The 19421-nt window shown below is 38.3% G+C and carries 14 protein-coding genes; 10 read left to right on the forward strand and 4 right to left on the reverse strand.

Features of this window, described 5'->3' with window-relative positions; translation table 11 throughout:
• Positions 1-25 precede the first annotated feature (25 nt).
• The 6 genes from hypB to yedF all read left to right on the forward strand — a co-directional run bounded on the left by hypB (position 26) and on the right by yedF (position 5312).
• A complete protein-coding gene (hypB, locus tag ABN217_RS07955) occupies positions 26-1240 on the forward strand; it encodes a hydrogenase nickel incorporation protein HypB (RefSeq protein ID WP_349459294.1) in 1215 nt (404 codons plus the stop codon).
• Complete coding sequence (gene hybG / locus ABN217_RS07960) at positions 1231-1497, forward strand: hydrogenase maturation factor HybG (RefSeq protein WP_196553523.1); 267 nt, start codon at positions 1231-1233, stop codon at positions 1495-1497. The genes hypB and hybG overlap by 10 nt, the downstream gene beginning before the upstream one ends.
• Positions 1484-2620 (forward strand): hydrogenase formation protein HypD, encoded by a 1137-nt coding sequence (gene hypD / locus ABN217_RS07965; protein WP_072069436.1) that lies wholly within the window; start codon positions 1484-1486, stop codon positions 2618-2620. Before hybG ends, hypD begins: the two co-directional genes overlap by 14 nt.
• A complete protein-coding gene (gene hypE, locus ABN217_RS07970; protein WP_072069435.1) occupies positions 2617-3636 on the forward strand; it encodes a hydrogenase expression/formation protein HypE in 1020 nt (339 codons plus the stop codon). The genes hypD and hypE overlap by 4 nt, the downstream gene beginning before the upstream one ends.
• A 210-nt stretch (positions 3637-3846) precedes the next feature.
• The gene (gene yedE / locus ABN217_RS07975) at positions 3847-5073 is read left to right on the forward strand and encodes a selenium metabolism membrane protein YedE/FdhT (RefSeq protein ID WP_196553524.1); all 1227 of its coding nucleotides are present in this window, start codon (positions 3847-3849) and stop codon (positions 5071-5073) included.
• Complete coding sequence (gene yedF / locus ABN217_RS07980) at positions 5070-5312, forward strand: sulfurtransferase-like selenium metabolism protein YedF (RefSeq protein WP_196553525.1); 243 nt, start codon at positions 5070-5072, stop codon at positions 5310-5312. The genes yedE and yedF overlap by 4 nt, the downstream gene beginning before the upstream one ends.
• Positions 5313-5383: 71 nt before the next feature.
• On the opposite strand, the gene rdgC is transcribed toward yedF, so the two are convergent.
• Complete coding sequence (gene rdgC / locus ABN217_RS07985) at positions 5384-6292, reverse strand: recombination-associated protein RdgC (RefSeq protein WP_072069432.1); 909 nt, start codon at positions 6290-6292, stop codon at positions 5384-5386.
• 1327 nt (positions 6293-7619) lie between these two features.
• On the opposite strand from rdgC, the gene ABN217_RS07990 reads away from it, so the two are divergent.
• The 4 genes from ABN217_RS07990 to ABN217_RS08005 all read left to right on the forward strand — a co-directional run bounded on the left by ABN217_RS07990 (position 7620) and on the right by ABN217_RS08005 (position 13340).
• Complete coding sequence (locus ABN217_RS07990) at positions 7620-8798, forward strand: porin (RefSeq protein WP_231619330.1); 1179 nt, start codon at positions 7620-7622, stop codon at positions 8796-8798.
• Between the two features lie 83 nt (positions 8799-8881).
• Complete coding sequence (locus ABN217_RS07995; RefSeq protein ID WP_349459295.1) at positions 8882-10837, forward strand: bifunctional 2',3'-cyclic-nucleotide 2'-phosphodiesterase/3'-nucleotidase; 1956 nt, start codon at positions 8882-8884, stop codon at positions 10835-10837.
• Between the two features lie 84 nt (positions 10838-10921).
• A complete protein-coding gene (locus ABN217_RS08000) occupies positions 10922-11698 on the forward strand; it encodes a ribonuclease T2 family protein (protein ID WP_196553527.1) in 777 nt (258 codons plus the stop codon).
• 19 nt (positions 11699-11717) lie between these two features.
• Positions 11718-13340, forward strand: a complete 1623-nt coding sequence (locus ABN217_RS08005) for a bifunctional metallophosphatase/5'-nucleotidase (protein WP_115350484.1) — start codon at positions 11718-11720, stop codon at positions 13338-13340.
• Positions 13341-13587: 247 nt separating this feature from the next.
• Here the strand turns inward: ABN217_RS08005 and ABN217_RS08010 are convergent, their stop codons facing one another.
• The 3 genes from ABN217_RS08010 to sbcD all read right to left on the reverse strand — a co-directional run bounded on the left by ABN217_RS08010 (position 13588) and on the right by sbcD (position 19275).
• Entirely contained in the window at positions 13588-14187 is a 600-nt protein-coding gene (locus ABN217_RS08010; RefSeq protein ID WP_072069426.1) for a nitroreductase family protein, read from the reverse strand.
• A gap of 157 nt (positions 14188-14344) precedes the next feature.
• A complete protein-coding gene (locus tag ABN217_RS08015) occupies positions 14345-18046 on the reverse strand; it encodes an AAA family ATPase (RefSeq protein ID WP_197269550.1) in 3702 nt (1233 codons plus the stop codon).
• The gene (sbcD, locus tag ABN217_RS08020) at positions 18043-19275 is read right to left on the reverse strand and encodes an exonuclease subunit SbcD (RefSeq protein ID WP_197269549.1); all 1233 of its coding nucleotides are present in this window, start codon (positions 19273-19275) and stop codon (positions 18043-18045) included. The genes ABN217_RS08015 and sbcD overlap by 4 nt, the downstream gene beginning before the upstream one ends.
• Positions 19276-19421 lie beyond the last annotated feature (146 nt).

The following is a 19421-nucleotide window of genomic DNA, read 5'->3' on the forward strand; positions in this document are numbered from 1 at the left end:
TATTGAATAGTACAGGAGTCAGAATATGTGTAGCACTTGCGGTTGTGGCGAAGGCAATGTCAGAATTGAAGGCGTAGAGCCTCATTCACATGAGCATCACCATCATCATTCTCACGACCATGATCATCACGACCACGGTCATCATCATGATCACGACCATCATGGGCATGATCACCATCATGAACACAAGGCTACTCCAGCGAATACTGTTCATAAATATATTGATAAGTCTGAACAAAAGCATAAGCATAACTACGAAACCAATGGTCAGCCTATCATTGTTCATCACCACTATTATCATAACAGCGGTGATGTTCATCTCCATTTTCATAACGATACACAGCTAAACGAAACCCCAGTTTTCCATGAGCATCATCATGGGCATGACGATCATCACCAGCATGATCATCATGAGCACGATCACTCACATAGTCACTCTCACGAACATGCTCACGATCATAGTCATGAGCATTCTCACAACCATCAGCACGATCATGAGCATGAAGAGCAATTTAGCCCAGTGATTGAAAATCAGAATATGCATTATGGCCAAGGTGAAGCAGGAACATATGCTCCTGGTATTAGCCAAAAGCGTATGCTGAAAATTGAAATGGATGTGTTGGATAAAAATAACCGCATTGCTGTTCATAACCGTGAACATTTTGAACAACAAAATGTGTTGGCATTGAATTTAGTTTCAAGCCCCGGCTCCGGTAAAACTACACTGTTAACACAAACGTTAAAACAGTTAGCACAACGAGTCCCTTGTGCCGTGATTGAAGGAGATCAGCAAACCACCAATGATGCTGATCGTATCCGTGAAACGGGTGTTCCTGCAATTCAAGTGAATACAGGTAAAGGTTGTCACCTTGATGCACAAATGGTGCATGATGCGACACACCAATTAGGCTTACAAGATAACAGCGTTCTCTTTATTGAAAACGTGGGTAACTTAGTGTGCCCAGCCAGTTTTGATCTGGGTGAAAAGCATAAAGTCGCTATTCTTTCTGTCACTGAAGGCGAAGATAAACCACTGAAATATCCGCATATGTTTGCTGCAGCTGATTTAATGATTATCAACAAGATTGATTTAGTGCCCCATCTTAATATTGATATTCAATCCTGTATCGAATCTGCTCGCCGTGTTAATCCTAATATCGAAATCATTGCATTATCGGCAACCACCGGTGAAGGTATGGAAGCGTGGTTAGCTTGGTTGGAGAGTCGTTTATGTGCTTAGGTGTTCCGGCTAAGATTGTTGAGGTGGGCGAAGACGTCCACCAACTCGCTTATGCTGAAGTGAGTGGCGTTAAACGTGCTGTTAATATTTCAATGGTATGTGAAGGCGAACCCCATGAATTATTAGGTAAATGGGTGCTAATTCATGTGGGATTTGCCATGAGTATTCTTGATGAGCAAGAAGCACAAGATACCCTTGATGCATTACAGCATGTTTATGGTGTAACCCTTGAAGAGGCTGATGATGCAGTACGTTGATGAATTTCGCGATCCCGAACTTGCTAAAGCTTTGTTAGCCCAAATTCGTGAAACTATTTCACAATGGCCTCACCCTATCACACGGCCATTACAAATCATGGAAGTGTGTGGTGGGCATACACATGCCATTTTTAAATTTGGTCTAGACCGCTTATTACCAGAAGAAATTGAGTTTGTTCATGGACCAGGTTGCCCTGTTTGTGTATTACCTATGGGGCGAATTGATGCCTGTTTAGAAATTGCAGCACGTCCTGATGTGATTTTTTGCACATTTGGTGATGCAATGCGTGTGCCGGGTCGTAATGGTTCAATGCTGGATGCGCGTCGTCGTGGTAGCGATATTCGTATTGTTTACTCACCGCTTGATTCACTAAAGATTGCACAAGATAACCCTGATAAACAAGTTGTTTTCTTCGGTTTAGGCTTTGAAACAACCATGCCAAGTACTGCAATGACGCTACAACAAGCAAAATTGCGTGGACTTAAAAACTTTTCTCTATTTTGTCAGCACATAACTATCGTACCTACTTTGCGTTGTTTGTTAGAGCAAGACGATGTTCGCATTGATGGCTTTATTGCACCGGGACATGTAAGTATGGTGATTGGATGTACACCATATCAACCGCTATGTGATGAATTTGAAAAGCCTTTTGTGGTGACAGGATTTGAACCATTAGACTTATTGCAAGCTATACTGATGGTCATTAAACAGCTTAAAGCAAAAGCAGAAAATGCAGATTATGTTTTAAGTATTGAAAACCAATATAGTCGCATTGTACCAAACGAAGGTAATAAGCTGGCGCAAAAAGCGCTTAAAGATGTCTTTATGTTAAAAGAAACCAGTGAATGGCGAGGATTGGGCGAGATCCCGATGTCAGGTATTCAATTAACACCCGCTTATTCTGAGTTTGATGCGGAGTTACGTTTTACACCTGCACCACAAAAAGTAGCAGATAACCCACAATCTCGCTGTGGTGATGTATTAACAGGACGATGCAAACCTTCCGATTGCCCGCTATTTGGCAAAAGCTGTACGCCAGAAACCGCATTAGGTGCTTTAATGGTGTCATCAGAAGGGGCATGTGCGGCTTATTATCAGTATCGCCGTGAAGGTAATATATGAAACAACCTGATGAAATCACCTTAGCCCAAGGTAATGGTGGGCAAGGTATGCAACAACTGATCGAAGGCCTGTTTTTAAAAGCGTTCGATAATCCGTTATTAAATGAAAAAGAAGATCAAGCGCGGATCACGTTAAATGAGTTAACGGCTCTTGGCGATCGTCTTGCTTTTAGTACAGACAGTTATGTAATTGATCCGATCATTTTTCCCGGTGGGAACATTGGTAAATTGTCTGTATGTGGCACTGCTAACGATCTTTCCGTCGGTGGTGCTGTGCCTCGTTACCTGTCATGTGGTTTTATTCTTGAAGAAGGGCTCCCATTTGAAACCCTTGAAGTGCTTGTATTAGCGATGGCAAAAGCAGCTTCACAAGCAGGAATACAAATTGTCACAGGGGATACCAAAGTGGTTCCTCGTGGTGCTGCAGATAAGATCTTTATCAATACTGCGGGCATTGGCGTTATTCCAACCCAAATTAATTGGGCCGCAAGCAATATCAAAGCCGGTGATAAGATCTTAGTGAGTGGTACGATTGGTGATCATGGTGCAACAATCCTTAATCTTCGTGAAAATTTAGGATTAGAAGCGGATCTACAAAGCGACTGTGCTGTTCTTGAGCCAATGATTGCATCTTTACGTCAAATTGAAGGTATTCGTGCATTACGTGATGCAACACGAGGCGGTGTGACCGCTATTTTGCACGAATTTGCCCAAGCCAGCGGTTGTGGCATGAATGTACATGAAAGCAAATTGCCAATGAAACAAGCCGTTCGTGGTGTGTGTGAATTATTAGGCCTTGAAGCACTTAATTTTGCTAACGAAGGTAAAATCGTTTTAGTAGTATCGCCTGACGTTGAAGCACAAGTTATTGACGCTTTACATCAACACCCTTTAGGTAAAGATGCTTGTACTATCGGTGAAGTTACAACTGATAACTATATTCGTTTAACTGGGATTTTCGGTACAAGTCGAATTCTAGACTTACCTTATAACGAACCTCTGCCTCGTATTTGCTAAACACTTCTTCCCCCACTTATAAATGAGAATTATGGCTGAATTTATAAGTGGGATAAGTTATCTGCCTGTTACAAAAACTTTGTTATAACGCAAATTTCCTTCATTTATCTGAATACTGACTCTTTGATAAAAAAATTATTGGAGTAACATGTTCGGCCAATCCTACTGCGTGGAGAGGGTCTCTCGTAGAGGTAAGCTCTAGGAAAAAACATGTCTTGGTCAGAATTTAAATCTCAATACCTGATCCGTTTTTGGAAGCCTCTTCCAGCGGTTATTGCGGCAGGTATCTTATCAACTTACTACTTTGGTTTAACCGGCACTTTCTGGGCTGTCACTGGTGAATTTACTCGCTGGGGTGGTCACGTTATGCAGTGGTTTGGCGCTCATCCTGAAGAATGGGGTTATTTTAAAATCATTGGCCTTGAAGGTACGCCGTTAACGCGTATTGATGGCGTGATGATTATTGGGATGTTTGGTGGTTGTATTATGGCGGCGCTTTGGGCAAATAACGTCAAACTTCGCCATCCTCAACATAAAATTCGTATTCTTCAAGCCGTTCTTGGTGGGATCATTGCTGGTTTTGGTGCTCGTTTAGCAATGGGATGTAACCTTGCGGCTTTCTTTACGGGTATTCCTCAATTCTCTTTACATGCTTGGTTTTTCGCGGTTGCAACGGCAATTGGTTCTTATTTTGGTGCCAAGCTTTCACTGATGCCACTGTTTCGTATTCCCGTAAAACTGCAAAAGGTCAGTCAAGCCTCACCGATTACCCAAGACAAACAACGTGCAAAACGTCGCTTTAGATTGGGAATGGTTATCTTTTTTGCCATGATTGCGTGGTCTTTAATTATTCTTTTTGATTCACCAAAACTGGGCTTTGCTATGTTAGGCGGTATTGGTTTTGGTATTTTAATTGAACGAGCGCAAATCTGTTTTACCTCTGCTTTCCGTGATTTATGGATAACGGGCAGAACCCATATGGCAAAAGCGATTATTATTGGTATGGCAGTAAGTGCGATTGGGATCTTCAGCTATGTCCAATTAGGTGCAGCGCCTAAAATTATGTGGGCAGGGCCGAATGCTGTAATTGGTGGTTTACTCTTCGGTTTCGGTATTGTACTTGCTGGTGGGTGTGAAACTGGCTGGATGTATCGTGCAGTGGAAGGCCAAATTCACTTTTGGTGGGTTGGATTGGGTAACGTTATCGGTTCTACATTATTGGCTTACTACTGGGATGATTTTGCCTCAGTGATTGCAACGGATTACGACAAGATTAATTTGCTTGATACCTTTGGTCCTGTGGGGGGATTAGGTGTGACGTATCTCATGCTTGGTGTGTCATTTGTATTATTACTTTGGTGGGAAAAACACTTTTTCCGTAAAAAAGCCCAACAAGAACAATCTATTTCAACGCAGATTAATAAGGAAATCGCATGAACCCAAAAGACACTATTATTCCTGATTATCGTCTAGATATGGTCGGTGAACCTTGTCCTTATCCTGCGGTGGCAACGCTTGAAGCCATGCCATCACTGAAAAAAGGCGAAATATTAGAAGTAGTGAGTGATTGCCCTCAATCAATCAACAATATTCCGCTTGATGCTAAAAATTACGGATATACTGTATTAGATATTCAACAAGATGGTCCGACTATCCGTTATTTAATTCAAAAATAAATTTTATTTTTATTAGATAAAAAAACAGCCTAACATCGTGAATGATAGGCTGTTTTCTTGAGAAGATATGATTACTCGGCTTCGCCACCTAAGACTTCAGTGACTCGTTCAATTAAAGCGCTTAATTCACCCGTCATTAAAACGAAGTCGGCATCAAAACGTTGGGCAAAATCGGCTTTATCGATATCATCATTTTGTTCACGTAAAGTTTCACTGAATTTAATGCGTTTGATAGAGCCATCATCACAGAGCATAAATTGAAGGCGATCTTCCCAATCTACAGAAAGTTTGGTGACAAATTTGCCTGCTTCAATATGTGTCGCAATTTCATCAGAGACTAATTCTTGTTTCTTACAACGAATAACACCACCTTCTTCTAGTACGGCTTTTAGCTCTGCTTCATCCATTAAGGTAAAACCAGCTGGAAGCTCACCTGAACGTACCCATTCAGTCATTTTTAGTTCAACTGATTCATTAAAGTTGAGTGGAACAACAGGGAGTGAGCCTAAGGTCTTGCGTAACAAGGCTAAGTTATCTTCAGCGCGTTTTGCACTACCTGAATCAACAATGACTAATTGTTTTTCTAAATCTAACCAAATAAAGGTTTGTGAGAATTTGCTAAAAGCACGAGGAAGTAGGGTATGAACTACTTCATCTTTTAGGGTCGCTTTTTCTGTTTTTTTCAGTTTGCGCCCTTGTTCACCTTCAAGTTTTTCAACTTTGTCCTGTAAGGCGTTTTTAATTACTGTAGCAGGTAAGATTTTGTCTTCTTTTCGTGCACATATCATCACGTGCTTACCAGCAACATGAATAAGCGCTTCACCACGATCGCCCATAGGTGAAACCCAACCTGTTCTGGTCATATCTTGGCTACTGCAAGGAGTGAATGCCAATGAAGCAAGCTGTTGTTCTAACTCATCCATTGACAGTGCTATCTCTTTATTTAATCGATAGACCAAAATATTTTTAAACCACAGCATCTGACATTCCCCTTAATCATTATTTACCGCATTATGATACTGAATGTTTAGGGTATCTAAAAGGTAATATCCCTTAAAAGAAAATATCCATAATGTTATTTAATAAAAAAGAAAAAAAGCTGAAACGAATAATTAGTAAATCTACTCTATGATAATGAGTTTTATTCTTATTTGGATTGGGTTAACTAAGAATATTAATACTGAAATAACGAGATTTTTAGCACAAGCTCTTATGTGATAATAATCACATGATTTCACTTTTTAGCCATTTTTTGTTTACAATATGAAATCATTTTCAGATTTATCCCTGCATTAATTTACAAAACAAAAATCTTCTTGACGCTCCTGTGTGATAATTGTCACAAAAATAAGAAAATATAAAGAGTGATTTTTCATAAATAGCAAAGTGATATACATCACAAATTTGAATATTTGTTTTTTAAATATCGTCAAAATAGCACGATTGGGCTTTTTATATTAACCAAGGTTATAGTTTAGATTTTATAATGTTTTATCCTGTTTCTTTGTGACTTGTACGTATTGATTAGATATTGTGATTGAATGGTATTCTTGTGCTTCTCTTTTTAATATTTGTAGTTAATTATTCTTTTTTCGAGCGAGTGTTACTCGTTACCACCAGTTAAATTGTATTTAAATGTGATTTTGCTTTTATTTAAATAAGAAATAAATATAAAGATAAAAAATTATTAATTAGGGATAACAATATTCAAATCTTTAGTGTTATTTATTTAGTGGTTAAAATTAATACTTCCTTTTAAATATATTAAATAGGGGGATAAATTTTTTATTAGCAAAAAAAAGAGTCTTGTAACAAAATGAAATCTAAAAGAAAAATCAAAAAATGTTATTTTTGAAAAGTTGATTTAGTTCAAAAAACACGTATCTTTACCTTTAATTGTGATGCCTATCACTTAGGTATGTAACCATGAAATTGCATGTTGGTGTAATTGTGGGCTACATCACGAAAGAAGGGCTTTTTTTTGAGTAACATGCCAACGAAAACTCAACGACCTATTTCTTTTCCTAACAGAAATAAAAGCAATGCCCTTATTTAAATATAATGAGGATATTATTTTTGTGTCTTATTGGTGATTACGTCTGTGTCAAGGAAATTAAAACCTTTAAGAAAATTTTGTAGAGTCATAATTAGTAGCTATAAAAATTATCAATTGTGAGAGCGATTTTCTTTTTCGAAATTCGTGGCAGAGATCTTTTGTCTGAATATCAGGTCAATTATATACGGCGGTATTATTTTTGAACTTAAAGAAAATCATAAAACTATAGAAAATAGATGGGTATTTTAATCATGAAAAGCTTGAAGCCTCTAGCAGCACTGGTTGGTTTGTTGGTTCTTTCTGGATCGGCAAACGCAGTAAACGTGTATAACGATAAAGGTACACGTTTTGATGTAAACGGTCAGTTTCGTTTAAAAACACAAGTGACTAGCAAAGATCACGAAATGCGTATGCGTGATGATGGTAGCCGTATCGGTTTCTTCGGTTCACATGAACTGACTAACGACATCAAAGTATTTGGTAAATTAGAGTGGGGTTCAGATACCCAAAAAACTAATAGTGATAACAAATATACCAACTTTGATATGTTCAACCGTGTGGGTTATGTAGGTTTCTCTCACCGTGATTATGGTCAAATTCAGTTTGGTCGTACCTATATTCCGATCGACTGGGTGAAAAAATCAAGCTATGGCTATGGTAATACGGGTGTATTCTACTTCAGCGATGTATTAAGTCGTTCTGTTGGTAGTCAAAGTAATGGTGTTGGTAAAAACAACTTTATGACCCGTTTACCACAGACTATCTTTATTGAAACTAACCGTTATGAAGGCTTTAAATTAGCCGCAACTGTAACAGGTAAAGATGGTAAAGATGAGAAAGACGGAAAACCAGGTGATCGTAAACAAGGCGATATTCGTAATGCTTACTCTATTGTTGGTTTCTATAAATCAACCTTCGGTTTAGAGTTTGATGGTGGGTACTCATCAGCAACGGGTGAACAAAACTTCTATGATGGCCCTAACAAAGGTAAGCAACCAGAGAACAGTATTTTAGCTTTTGGTGCTGAATACTTCTTCCCAGGTCGTGAGTTTTCTATCGGTTTAGACTATGGTCAATCCCGTGCTAAAAACTCTAGCAATGTAGTTGCTCAAGGTGCAGCTCCAACTAGCTCATATTCAGTTAAAGGCGACTGGAAAGCAGACCTGTATGGTGTTGGTGTGAAATGGCACTGGGATCGTATCGAAAGTGGTATGTATGCGGGTTACTACCTACGTGATGGCGATGCTAACACATACAACTATAAGAAAGAGACTTATACTGTGGGTGTAGATAAACGTTTTGCGGTATCTAAATACAACAACTTACGTTTATTCGCTGAAATGGCATACGATGATGCGCGTAGTGATAGTGAAGCGTATGAAGATAAAAAACAATATATCTTCGAAACAGGTATGCGTCTGTACTTCTAGTCCTTTCAAAGAGACTGTTTAACAGAAGTAACGAAAGGAGAGCCATTTTGCTCTCCTGTTAACCAATATATAAGGGGTGTGTAATGGTTAAGAATGTGTTGAAAATTTCAACATTAGCAATGTTTGTTGCATTCAACGTGAATGCTGCGACAGTCGATCTTCGTATTATGGAGACGTCTGATGTTCACAGTAACTTAATCGACTTTGACTACTTCAAAGATAAACCAACAGAACAATTTGGTTATGTCCGTACTGCTAATTTAATTAAAGCAGCAAAAGCTGAAGCAACCAATGCGATTTTAGTTGATAACGGCGACTTGATCCAAGGTAGCCCACTGGCTGACTATCAAGCAGCTAAAGGCTTAGAAAAAGGCGAATCTCATCCAGCTCACCAGCTGATGAACACCATGGGCTACACAGTAGGTAACTTTGGTAACCATGAGTTTAACTATGGTTTAGATTACCTGAAAAAAGCCATTGCTGGTGCTAAATTCCCTTACATCAACGCCAACGTGATGGATGCGAAAACAGGCAAAAACTATTTCACACCTTATATCATTGTTGATACACCAGTAAAAGATCGTGATGGTAAAGAACACACTATCAAGATTGGTTATATCGGCTTCGTTCCACCACAGATCTTAATCTGGGATAAAGCCAATCTGGATGGTAAGGTCGTTGTAAATGATATTACAGAAACAGCGAAAAAATTCGTCCCTCAAATGAAAAAAGAGGGTGCTGACCTGATTGTGGCTATTCCTCACTCTGGTTTCGCGTCAGAGCCGTACAAAGCAATGGCTGAAAACTCTGTTTATTATTTAAGCGAAGTTGAAGGCATCAATGCAATCATGTTTGGTCACGCTCATGGCGTATTCCCAAGCAAAGAGTTTGAAGGCATTAAAGGCGTTGATGTTGCTAAAGGTACAGTAAACGGCGTTCCTGCTGTTATGCCTGGTCAATGGGGTGATCACTTAGGTGTCGTTGATATGGTTATCAATAACGACAGCGGTAAATGGGTGATGACAGAAGCAACAGGTGAAGCGCGTCCAATCTTTGATAAAGCAAACAAAAAAGCATTAGTTGAACGTGATGCTGAATTAGCTCAAATCATCGAAAAAGCACACCAAGGTACCCGTGATTTTGTGGGTAAACACATTGGTAAAGCTTCTGCCAATATGTACAGCTTCTTAGCATTAGTACAAAGCGATCCAACAGTACAAATCGTTAATGATGCACAAGTTGATTACACCAAACACTTTATTCAAGGTGATCCGAACTTAGACGGTTTACCAGTATTAGGTGCAGCTGCGCCGTTTAAAGCGGGTGGCCGTAAAAATGCACCAGCAGACTTCGTAGAAGTTGAAAAAGGTGACTTAACATTCCGTAACGCTGCAGACTTATATCTGTATCCAAACACATTAGTGGTTGTTAAAGCGACCGGTGCGGATGTTGTTGAGTGGTTAGAATGTTCAGCGGGTATGTGGAATCAAGTTGATCCTAACTCAACTAAACCACAAGAACTGATCAACTGGGATGGTTTCCGTACTTATAACTTCGATACCATTAGTGGTGTGAACTATAAAGTTGACTTAACTCAACCAGCTAAATATGACGTTGATTGCCAAGTGGTTAACAAAGATGCGAATCGTATCAAAGAAGTGACTTATGAAGGCAAACCAATCGATCCTAAAGCAACATTCCTGATCGCAACAAATAACTACCGTGGGTACGGCGGTAAGTTCGCAGGTACAGGTGAAGCGAATATTGCGTTTGCATCTCCAGATGAAAACCGTGCAATTTTAGCTTCTTATATTGCTAAACAAACTAAAGAAAAAGGTGAAGTTACGACTAAAGCCGCTAACAACTGGTCATTCTTACCTATTAAGACTGACAAAGCGTTAGATGTCCGTTTTGAAACTTCACCAAGTGAAAAAGCAGCAGCATTTATTAAAGATTTCTCTCAATATCCAATGACTTTCGTGGAAAATGATGAAATTGGTTTTGCAATTTACAAAATCGATTTAACTGAGAAGAAATAAGCCATTAAGCCTGTCCATTCTGGGCAGGCTTTTCTTACCTTTATGAACCAAAAGAGTGAATTTATAACTCTTTAGGGGGATTTTATGCGCTTTATGAAGCTATTACCTGCTGCTTTTGCTTTAGTGTTAGCAGGATGTGCAACGCAAGCACCTGAAATTACAGAACCATTAAAACCTCAGGCTAAATTAGTTGAAGGTGTATCTTGTATTGTACCTGATGCACCAACAGCACCTTACGACTACATTGCTTCTAATGATCGCTATGGTCAAAACAGCACAGCATCAACAGATTACTTTAAGTTAGCGATTAACTACTCACCGGCTTTTTGTGATTATAAAAGTAATAATATTAAACGCTTAAATAACGATAATGAAAAAGATCGTGCAAAACGTGAGTACGATAAATTTGAAATCCAATGCTTCTCAGATAATAAATTTGGTTGGATTGTTCATGGGCTGTGGGCTGAAACCTGTGATGGTAAATCATGGGAAGACTGCCGTGATTGGAAAGACATACGCAAGCATCCTCGTTTATGTAAAGGCGATTTACCACCTTTAGAATACTCTGTTATCAAACCTTATCTGTGTGATTCTCCGGGTATCGATCTGTTACAAGGCGAATGGGAAAAACATGGTGTTTGTGCGTTTGATACACCAGATGCATTCTTTGGTAAACAAAAAGAGTTGTATGAAGCGTTAGTATTACCAGAGGGCCGTCCTTCAAATAGTGCATTGATTAAGTTCTTAAAAGAAAACAATCCATCACTGAAGGATAAAGAAATTCAAATTAATCGAGATGAATTCTATATCTGTTATAGCAAAGATTTCGAAGTAATTGATTGTCCGAAACGTGAATTTTGATCTTAGGGATAAATTTTAAATGAACCATAAATATAAACTCGTTGCACTTGCAGTAAGCTCAGTCTTATTAGCAGGTTGTGCAAAAAACTACGACGAAGCTAATGTTGTTGATGTGCGTGTTATCGCCATGAATGACTTCCACGGTGCGCTAAAAGCGCCAGGTCCAAATAAACCTGGTGGCATTGAGCACATGGCTACGTTAATTAAAGAAATGAAGAAAGATAATCCGAACAACATCGTTGTTGCTGCGGGTGATATGGTTGGCGCAAGCCCACTGTTATCTTCAATGTTCCATGATGAGCCTTCAATCGAAGCATTATCATTAGCGGGCTTAGAAGCGACTTCTGTGGGTAACCATGAATTCGATAAAGGCATGGGCGAGTTACTGCGTAAACAAAATGGTGGTTGCCATCCAGTAACAGGTTGCCAAGGTCCTACTGAGTTTAAAGGTGCTGATTTCCAATACTTAGCGGCTAACGTGATTGTTAACGAAACAGGTAAAACATTACTGCCTGAATACGTTATCAAAGAATTTAACGGTATTCCTGTTGCTTTCATTGGTGTCACCTTGGAAGGAACTGCAGCAATCGTAACGCCTAAAGGTACTGAAGGTTTAAGTTTCCATAACGAAGCAAAAACTATTAACGCATTAGTGCCTCAGTTAAAAGCACAAGGTGTTCAAGCGATTGGTGTGTTAATTCACGAAGGGGCTGCACAGCGTCGTGATGGTGGTCCAGTAAACATCAACGCATGTAATGGTATTACAGGTAAAGTACTGGGTGTTGTTGATCAATTAGATCCAGCGATTGACTTCGTTGTGACAGGTCACACTCACCAAGCTTACAACTGTACTATCAACGGTAAATCAGTGACATCGGCGCAATCAAACGGTGCAATGTTAACGCGTATCGATCTGAAATTAGATAAAACAACTAAAGATGTTGTTGATGTAGAAGCTCGTAATATTTGGGTTGATAACCGCAAATATGAAAAAGATCCAGCAGTCACTAAACTGTTAGAAGCTTACGAAAAAATCGCTACCCCATTAGCTAACCGTATTATCGGTAAGTTAGAAGGTAATTTAACTAAGCAAACCAATGACGCGGGTGAATCTGCACTGGGTCAAGTGATTGCTGATGCACATTTATATACTGCAAAACCAAAAGATATGGGTGGCGCACAAATCGCATTTATGAACAGCGGTGGTATTCGTGCTGATATGACAGGTGGTGATGTTTCTTATAACGCAATCTATACTGTACAGCCATTCTCTAACGTACTGTTAACTCAAACATTAACGGGTGAGCAAATCAAACGCCTGTTAGAACAACAATGGGATCGTTCACGTCCACAAGTGTTAGCGATTTCAGGTAACTTCCAGTACACATGGGATAGCAAAGCCTCTAATGGTAACCGTGTTATCGTTGAATCAATGAAAATTGACGGTAAACCAGTAGATATGAAAGCATCTTACCGTGTTGTTGCTAACGAATACTTAGCAACGGGTGGTAGTAACTTCTCTGTCCTGAAAGAAGGTAAAGATCCAGTTTACAGCGTGCCAGATGTTGATGCAGTCGTGAAATACTTTGCTGAGCAGTCTCCAATTGCTCAACCAAAAGCAAATAACATCACACGTAAATAACGTATTTTCATACGCCTTGTGAAAATCGCACCTTTTACTTCGGTAAAGGGTGCGTAAATAAATAAAGAGAGCAAAGTGTTGAACACAAAGGGTCCATCCCTACCTTTGTATTCATTACGCACTTTGCTCTTTTTTTATGGATATGTAATAAAAAAAAGCCCACAGTGGCTGTGGGCAAGGAATGAAAGTGAAAAAAAGAGGGTATTACTTATTGCTAGGGTCTTTTGTCAGATGTCTGTTCTAACACTTATTTGAAGATTTTAAAGCGTGAATCATCTTCCATATAATTCTTCTCACCAGCCTCTTGTTCAATTGAACCAAAGACCATTTGAGCTCTTAATTTCCATGTTTTTGGCAGATCCCAAGTTGCATGAACTTCATCATCAATAATTGGGTTGTAGTGTTGTAATGAAGCACCTACGTTCTCTGCTGCTAATGCAGTCCAAACAGAAAGTTGCGCCATACCACTTGCTTGCTCTGACCATACAGGGAAGTTGTCAGCATACAGTGGGAACTGCTCTTGCAGACCTTTTACGATGTCAGTATCTTCAAAATACAAAATTGAACCAGCACCTGCGGCGAAGCTATTAATTTTTGCTTCAGTTGCACTAAATGCTTCTGCAGGGACTAATTTTTTCAGGGTATTTTTAACAATATCCCATAGTTTTTGATGTTGTTCACCAAACAGAACAACCACACGAGATGTTTGTGAATTAAATGCAGTTGGGCTTTCTTTAACCGCTTCTTTGATAATCGCCGTGACTCTGTCTTCGCTAATTGGAAGTTGATTACCTAAATGATAAATTGTTCTACGTTTTTTCATTAAATCAGTAAATGCGTTAGACATGATGTCTCCTTGATAAATTTAAGCGCTTAAAGCGTGTCTTAGCTTGGGCTAATCTATGGACATACTATAGGTGCTATTGGTGATTTATTGATATATAAAAAATTTAATCAGTTACGTCAAAATATTCGACCTAGTTTTTAACTGATTGATTTATATTCTATTTGTTTTCATATCTAAATTCAGGAGCAAGCTGGCTAATACCTAACCCACCGGCTTTCTTTACTTTGATCTGTACCGGAATGCGTTCTTTCATGGCTTCTACGTGACTAATCACACCAATAATTTTGCCAGAAGCATTAAGACTATCGAGTGCATCTAGTGCGATATCTAGCGTATCAGGATCGAGTGTGCCAAAGCCTTCATCTAGAAATAGTGATTCAATCTGCGTTTTATTACTGACCAAATCAGAAAGTGCGAGAGCGAGCGATAAACTAACTAAGAAACTTTCTCCTCCAGAGAGAGTACGTGTATCTCGTAGAGCATCGGCTTGCCATGTGTCTGCAATTTGTAGTTCAAGACTTGCGGGTGTTTTACGTTGTAAGAAATAACGTCCATGTAGTTTTTCTAAACGACGATTGGCCAAATAAATTAAATGATCGAGCGTTAATCCTTGAGCAAAACGACTAAATTTATCTCCTGAAGCAGAACCCACCAATTCATTTAAATAACTCCAATCATCAAATTGAGCTTGTTGTTTAGAAATATGGGTAAGCAGGCTTTGTTGCTCTTTACGTTTTGCTTCATCAGTGCGTAATTGCTCTTGGATACGAAATTTTGTCTCTTGTAAGTGAGTAATTTGTGTTTCTAACAGCAATAATTGAGTATTAATTTGTTCGATATTTTGCTGTGTTGCCAATAATGGCTGTTGTGACAAATGTTGTTGATATACCTTTTCTTGTGTATCCAAACGTGTTTTTTCTTGCAATAGCTTATCAAGCCGTTGTTTTTGTTGTTCTTGTAAACGGTTTCTTTCTTCGACTGATAACAAGGATGTTAAAAATGCATTTTCGTCAGCAAAGGGACTGTTTTTTAACCTATTGTGATATTGCTCAATAATGCTTTGTGAAAGTGTATGAAGCCGTTGTAACGATTTTTCATTTTCCTGATATTGACCAATAAGTTGATTCAGACGAACTTCAAGTTGGTTTTTTTCTTCGCTGTATTTCTCAATAACTTTTTGTAATAACTGACTTTTTTGTTCTAATTTATTGCGTGCATCTTCGGTGGATTGTGTCCCGAATAAAGCTTGGCGTTGTGCTTTCAACTGTTCTTGTTGTTGATGTAGTTGTTTAAAGTGGATCAAGACATGCTCAAGTTCTTTTTGAGTTTCAGCTAAATAGCGTTTTCTCTCATCTTGTGTTAATGACAATTCACGAATTATTTGCAGTAATTCCTGATATGCTTTTAATGTCGATTGATATTGTTGACTCTCTATTTTACGCGCATTAAGCCATTGAGTTTTTTCTTCGAATTGGCATAACTGATAGCCTTGTTGTTCAACACGAGATTGGATTTCTTGTGCTAATTGTGTCTGTTGTTGCAAATATTGTGCTGTTTGTTGCTGTTTATTGATGACTTCTTTTTGTTGTTGAGTAAATTCATTTTGTTGATAAAGAATAGCTTGCTGTTGTTGATTAAAAAGCTCCTTAGCATCAGATAACAGTTTGTATTCTTGCTGAATTTTGGTTTCTAATACGTTATAACTGGATTGTTTTTGTTTCAGTAAAGTATCTTCTGCCTCAAGCTTGGCATCTAATTTAGTCAACGCATCTTCTTTGCAGTCAGCATCAGGCAATGCGTATGCTTGTGCTAAGATTTGCCATTGTTGTTTTAATGTCGCTATATCTTGAGTGAGTTGTTCACTATCTTCATTGAGTTTTTTGTTTTGAGCTTGATAGTTAGCGCATTGTGTTTTTTGTTCCACTAACTCTATTGTTAATGTATGAACTTGTTGTGTTAAAAGATCTAATCGTGTTTTTGTTTCGTCTGGTTTAATTTCTTTATATTTTTCAACATAAGGATGTTCTGTTGAACCACAAACAGGGCATGGGTTATCTTTAACTAGATGTTGTCTCTCTTCTTCATATTCCGCTAACTTTCGTATTAAAAGATAATTATTATTTAAATCTTTAAGATGTTGTTCTTTCTCTTTTAAAACAATGTCATTTTTGTGGATACTTTCAGTCAGCATAACTATTTTTTGCTGATTTTCTGACTGAATTTTTTGGTACTGAAGTTCTGTTTTTATCGCTCGCTGTAATTGAGCCTGTAATCCCATCAGTTTAGCTAGGGCATTTCTTTGTTGTGATATTTGCTGTAAACGAGGAGAAATATCTGTAATTGCATCAGCTTTATTTTGTTGCTCAAGTTGTGTTTGCCACTTCTTTAATTGCTGTTGCTGTAAATTAAGACTGTATTGTTGTTGCTCTAGTGCTTTAGTTGCTTTTTCTAAGGCGAGTTTGAGAGTGTGTTCTTTTTCTTGCTCTGTTTTTTCACTCTTTTTGCTAATAAGATATTTTTCTGTGATTTCATCATATTGCTCAAAATAGCGTTGCCATAAAGGTAGATTTTCAGCAAGTTGAGCATAAGCCGTATGTTGGCTTAAATAATCATTTAATTCACTGGCTTGTTTTTGTGATGTTGTTAGTTGGTGTGCTGTTGATTGAATTTTTTCTAGATATTCTGATTGCGTTTTTTCGAGTGCATTTTTTTGCTGTGTCTTTGTTGAAATATCTTGTTGTAGCAAGGCTAATTGATTATCTAATGGCGTCACTTTTTCGCGAATAAGTTGTAATATCTGCTGTTTTTTCTCATCGTGTTGTTTAAATGTGTCACGTGCTTCAATTAAATGCTGATTAATTGGTTGGCTTTGTTGTTCAATAAGCTGTTTTTCTGCTGTTAGTGTTGAGAGTTGTGACTCAATATAAGTTTGTTCTTTTAATAGGCGATTTTTTTCATCATAAATCGGGCGAATTTTTTCTGCCGGCTCGCTATTTTCAAGACGTTGAATATCAGGTTTTGCAGCAACTAATGCTTCTTGCGCTAAGTTAACCTCAGTTTGCGCTAATGCTTTGTTTTTATTGAGTTCAATTTCTTTTTCTTGCCACTGTTTTGCTACTTGATATTCCTGTTGTTCTTTTTGTAATAGGCTCTCTTTGGCAAAAAGATCTGTTTGTTCCGTTAATAAAGCTTGGCGGGCATTTTCATCTAATAATGCCATCATTTCAGCCTGTTGCTTGAGTGTTTTTAACGTTTGTTCTTCTTCACGCCAATGTTTAAAGATTAATTGGGAAATATGACGATAAATATCTGTACCAGTGAGTTCTTCGAGTAACTCTGCGCGAGATTTGTCATCAGCATTAAGGAATGCTGCAAATTGTCCTTGTGAAAGCAACATTGATTTAGTAAATCGGTCAAAATCCAGCCCTGTAATATTAATGATCATCTCTTTTACTTGGCTTATCTTACTCGCTAATATTTTGTCCTCACCCTCTGTGATATTTATTTTGACAAGTTCAGCTTGTGGTGCCTGAAGATTGCCATCTTCTTTATAATTAGCACGGCGTTGTTCCCAAAATGCACGATAAGCGACACCTTTGACTTCAAATTCAACTTCCGCCAAACACTCCGCAGTATGACGTGTCATTAATTCATTTTGCGATTGTGTGACTTTGTCCAATCGTGGTGTTCGATGATAAAGCGCTAAACTAATAGCATCTAAAAGGGTTGTTTTTCCCGCACCTGTAGGGCCAGTAATCGCAAACAATCCGTTGCTAACAAAAGGCTCTTGGTTAAAGTTAATTTTCCATTCACCTTTTAAGGAGTTAATATTTTTAAAGCGTAGACTTAAGATTTTCATTTTGCTTCGTTATCCTCTTGTTCTGCCATCTCAACTGCTTGTTTAAACAATGTGGTTAACCGTGTTTTAGTTTCTTCTGAATCAAAATCATGTTGTTCTAAACGTCTTTCAAAAACATCATAGACCGTTAATTCTGTCAGTGTTTCTTTTTCATTTTGAATGAGCACTTGGCGTTGTTTTCTGGATCTTCTTAATAAAACCACATCAAAAAGTGGGTCGTTAGTTAGCTCCTGAATACGCGCTTGTATATCACTGAGATAATCTTGTGTAGAAACTTCAATATCCAACCAGATAGTTATATCTGGTTCAGCATATTGTTTTTTTAAATTTTCAAGCTGTGTGGCTATTTCTTTTAATGAGCCAGTAATTGTGCGCAATAGCTGAAATTCGGGGATAGGGAGTAGTGTAAGCTCAGTTAATTTATCTTGCTCAAAATCGATAAGGCAGACACTTTTTTGTTGCCCACTCTCATCAAAACTTAAAGGAATTGGAGAACCACTGTAACGAATATGCCCTGATTTATTCACCACTTGAGGGCGATGAATGTGGCCAAGAGCAATATAATCAAATTCAGGAAACAGGGTTGCAGAGAAGGCTTCTAAAGTACCGATATATATTTCACGTACAGAATCGGTCACACTTGCACCAATCGTTGTCAGGTGGCCTGTCGCAATAATAGGGATCTTGGTGTTTAATTGTTCACGTAAATCGAGAGCTGCTTGATATTGAACTTGATAATAATCAGCAATCGCTTCTTTTAGCGCGTTTTGTTTTTCAGCACCGGATTGCCCACTTCGGCTAGTTATCATATCTCTAGGGCGTAGATAGGGGATCGCACACAGTAAGGCTCCTGGCGTGTTATCTTTTTTACGAAGAATTAGCGGTGCTTGTGGCGTTTCGGTATGAACATTGGCAATAACAGTGGTATTTAAACACGCCAATAGTGATTTAGATTCATTGAGTGTTGCGACAGAATCGTGATTTCCACCTAAAATTATCAATTGGCATTGTGTGTCTCTCATTGCAACAACAAAGCGGTTATACAGTTCTCTGGCATAGCTTGGGGGCGAGCCAGTATCAAATATATCACCAGCAACAATTAAGGCATCGACTTGATAAACTTTGATTTGTACTAACAACCAATCAAGAAATTGTTGGTGTTCTTGTGCGCGGGTTTTAGTAAAAAAATATTGCCCTAAATGCCAGTCTGATGTGTGAATAATCCGCATTGCTATCCCTCTTTTTTATTTGCTGAGAGTATAGCGCACCTTGCTTTTTTAGTGAAAACTCAGCAGTAAGCCTTTTTTTGAGTGATTTTTCACCGAAAAATGATTTATTTACCTTAACAACACCATGGTATTTCAGTAATGTTAAG

The sequence above is a fragment of the Proteus sp. fly-1067 genome (assembly GCF_040139345.1).
Classification (GTDB): domain Bacteria; phylum Pseudomonadota; class Gammaproteobacteria; order Enterobacterales; family Enterobacteriaceae; genus Proteus; species Proteus vulgaris_B.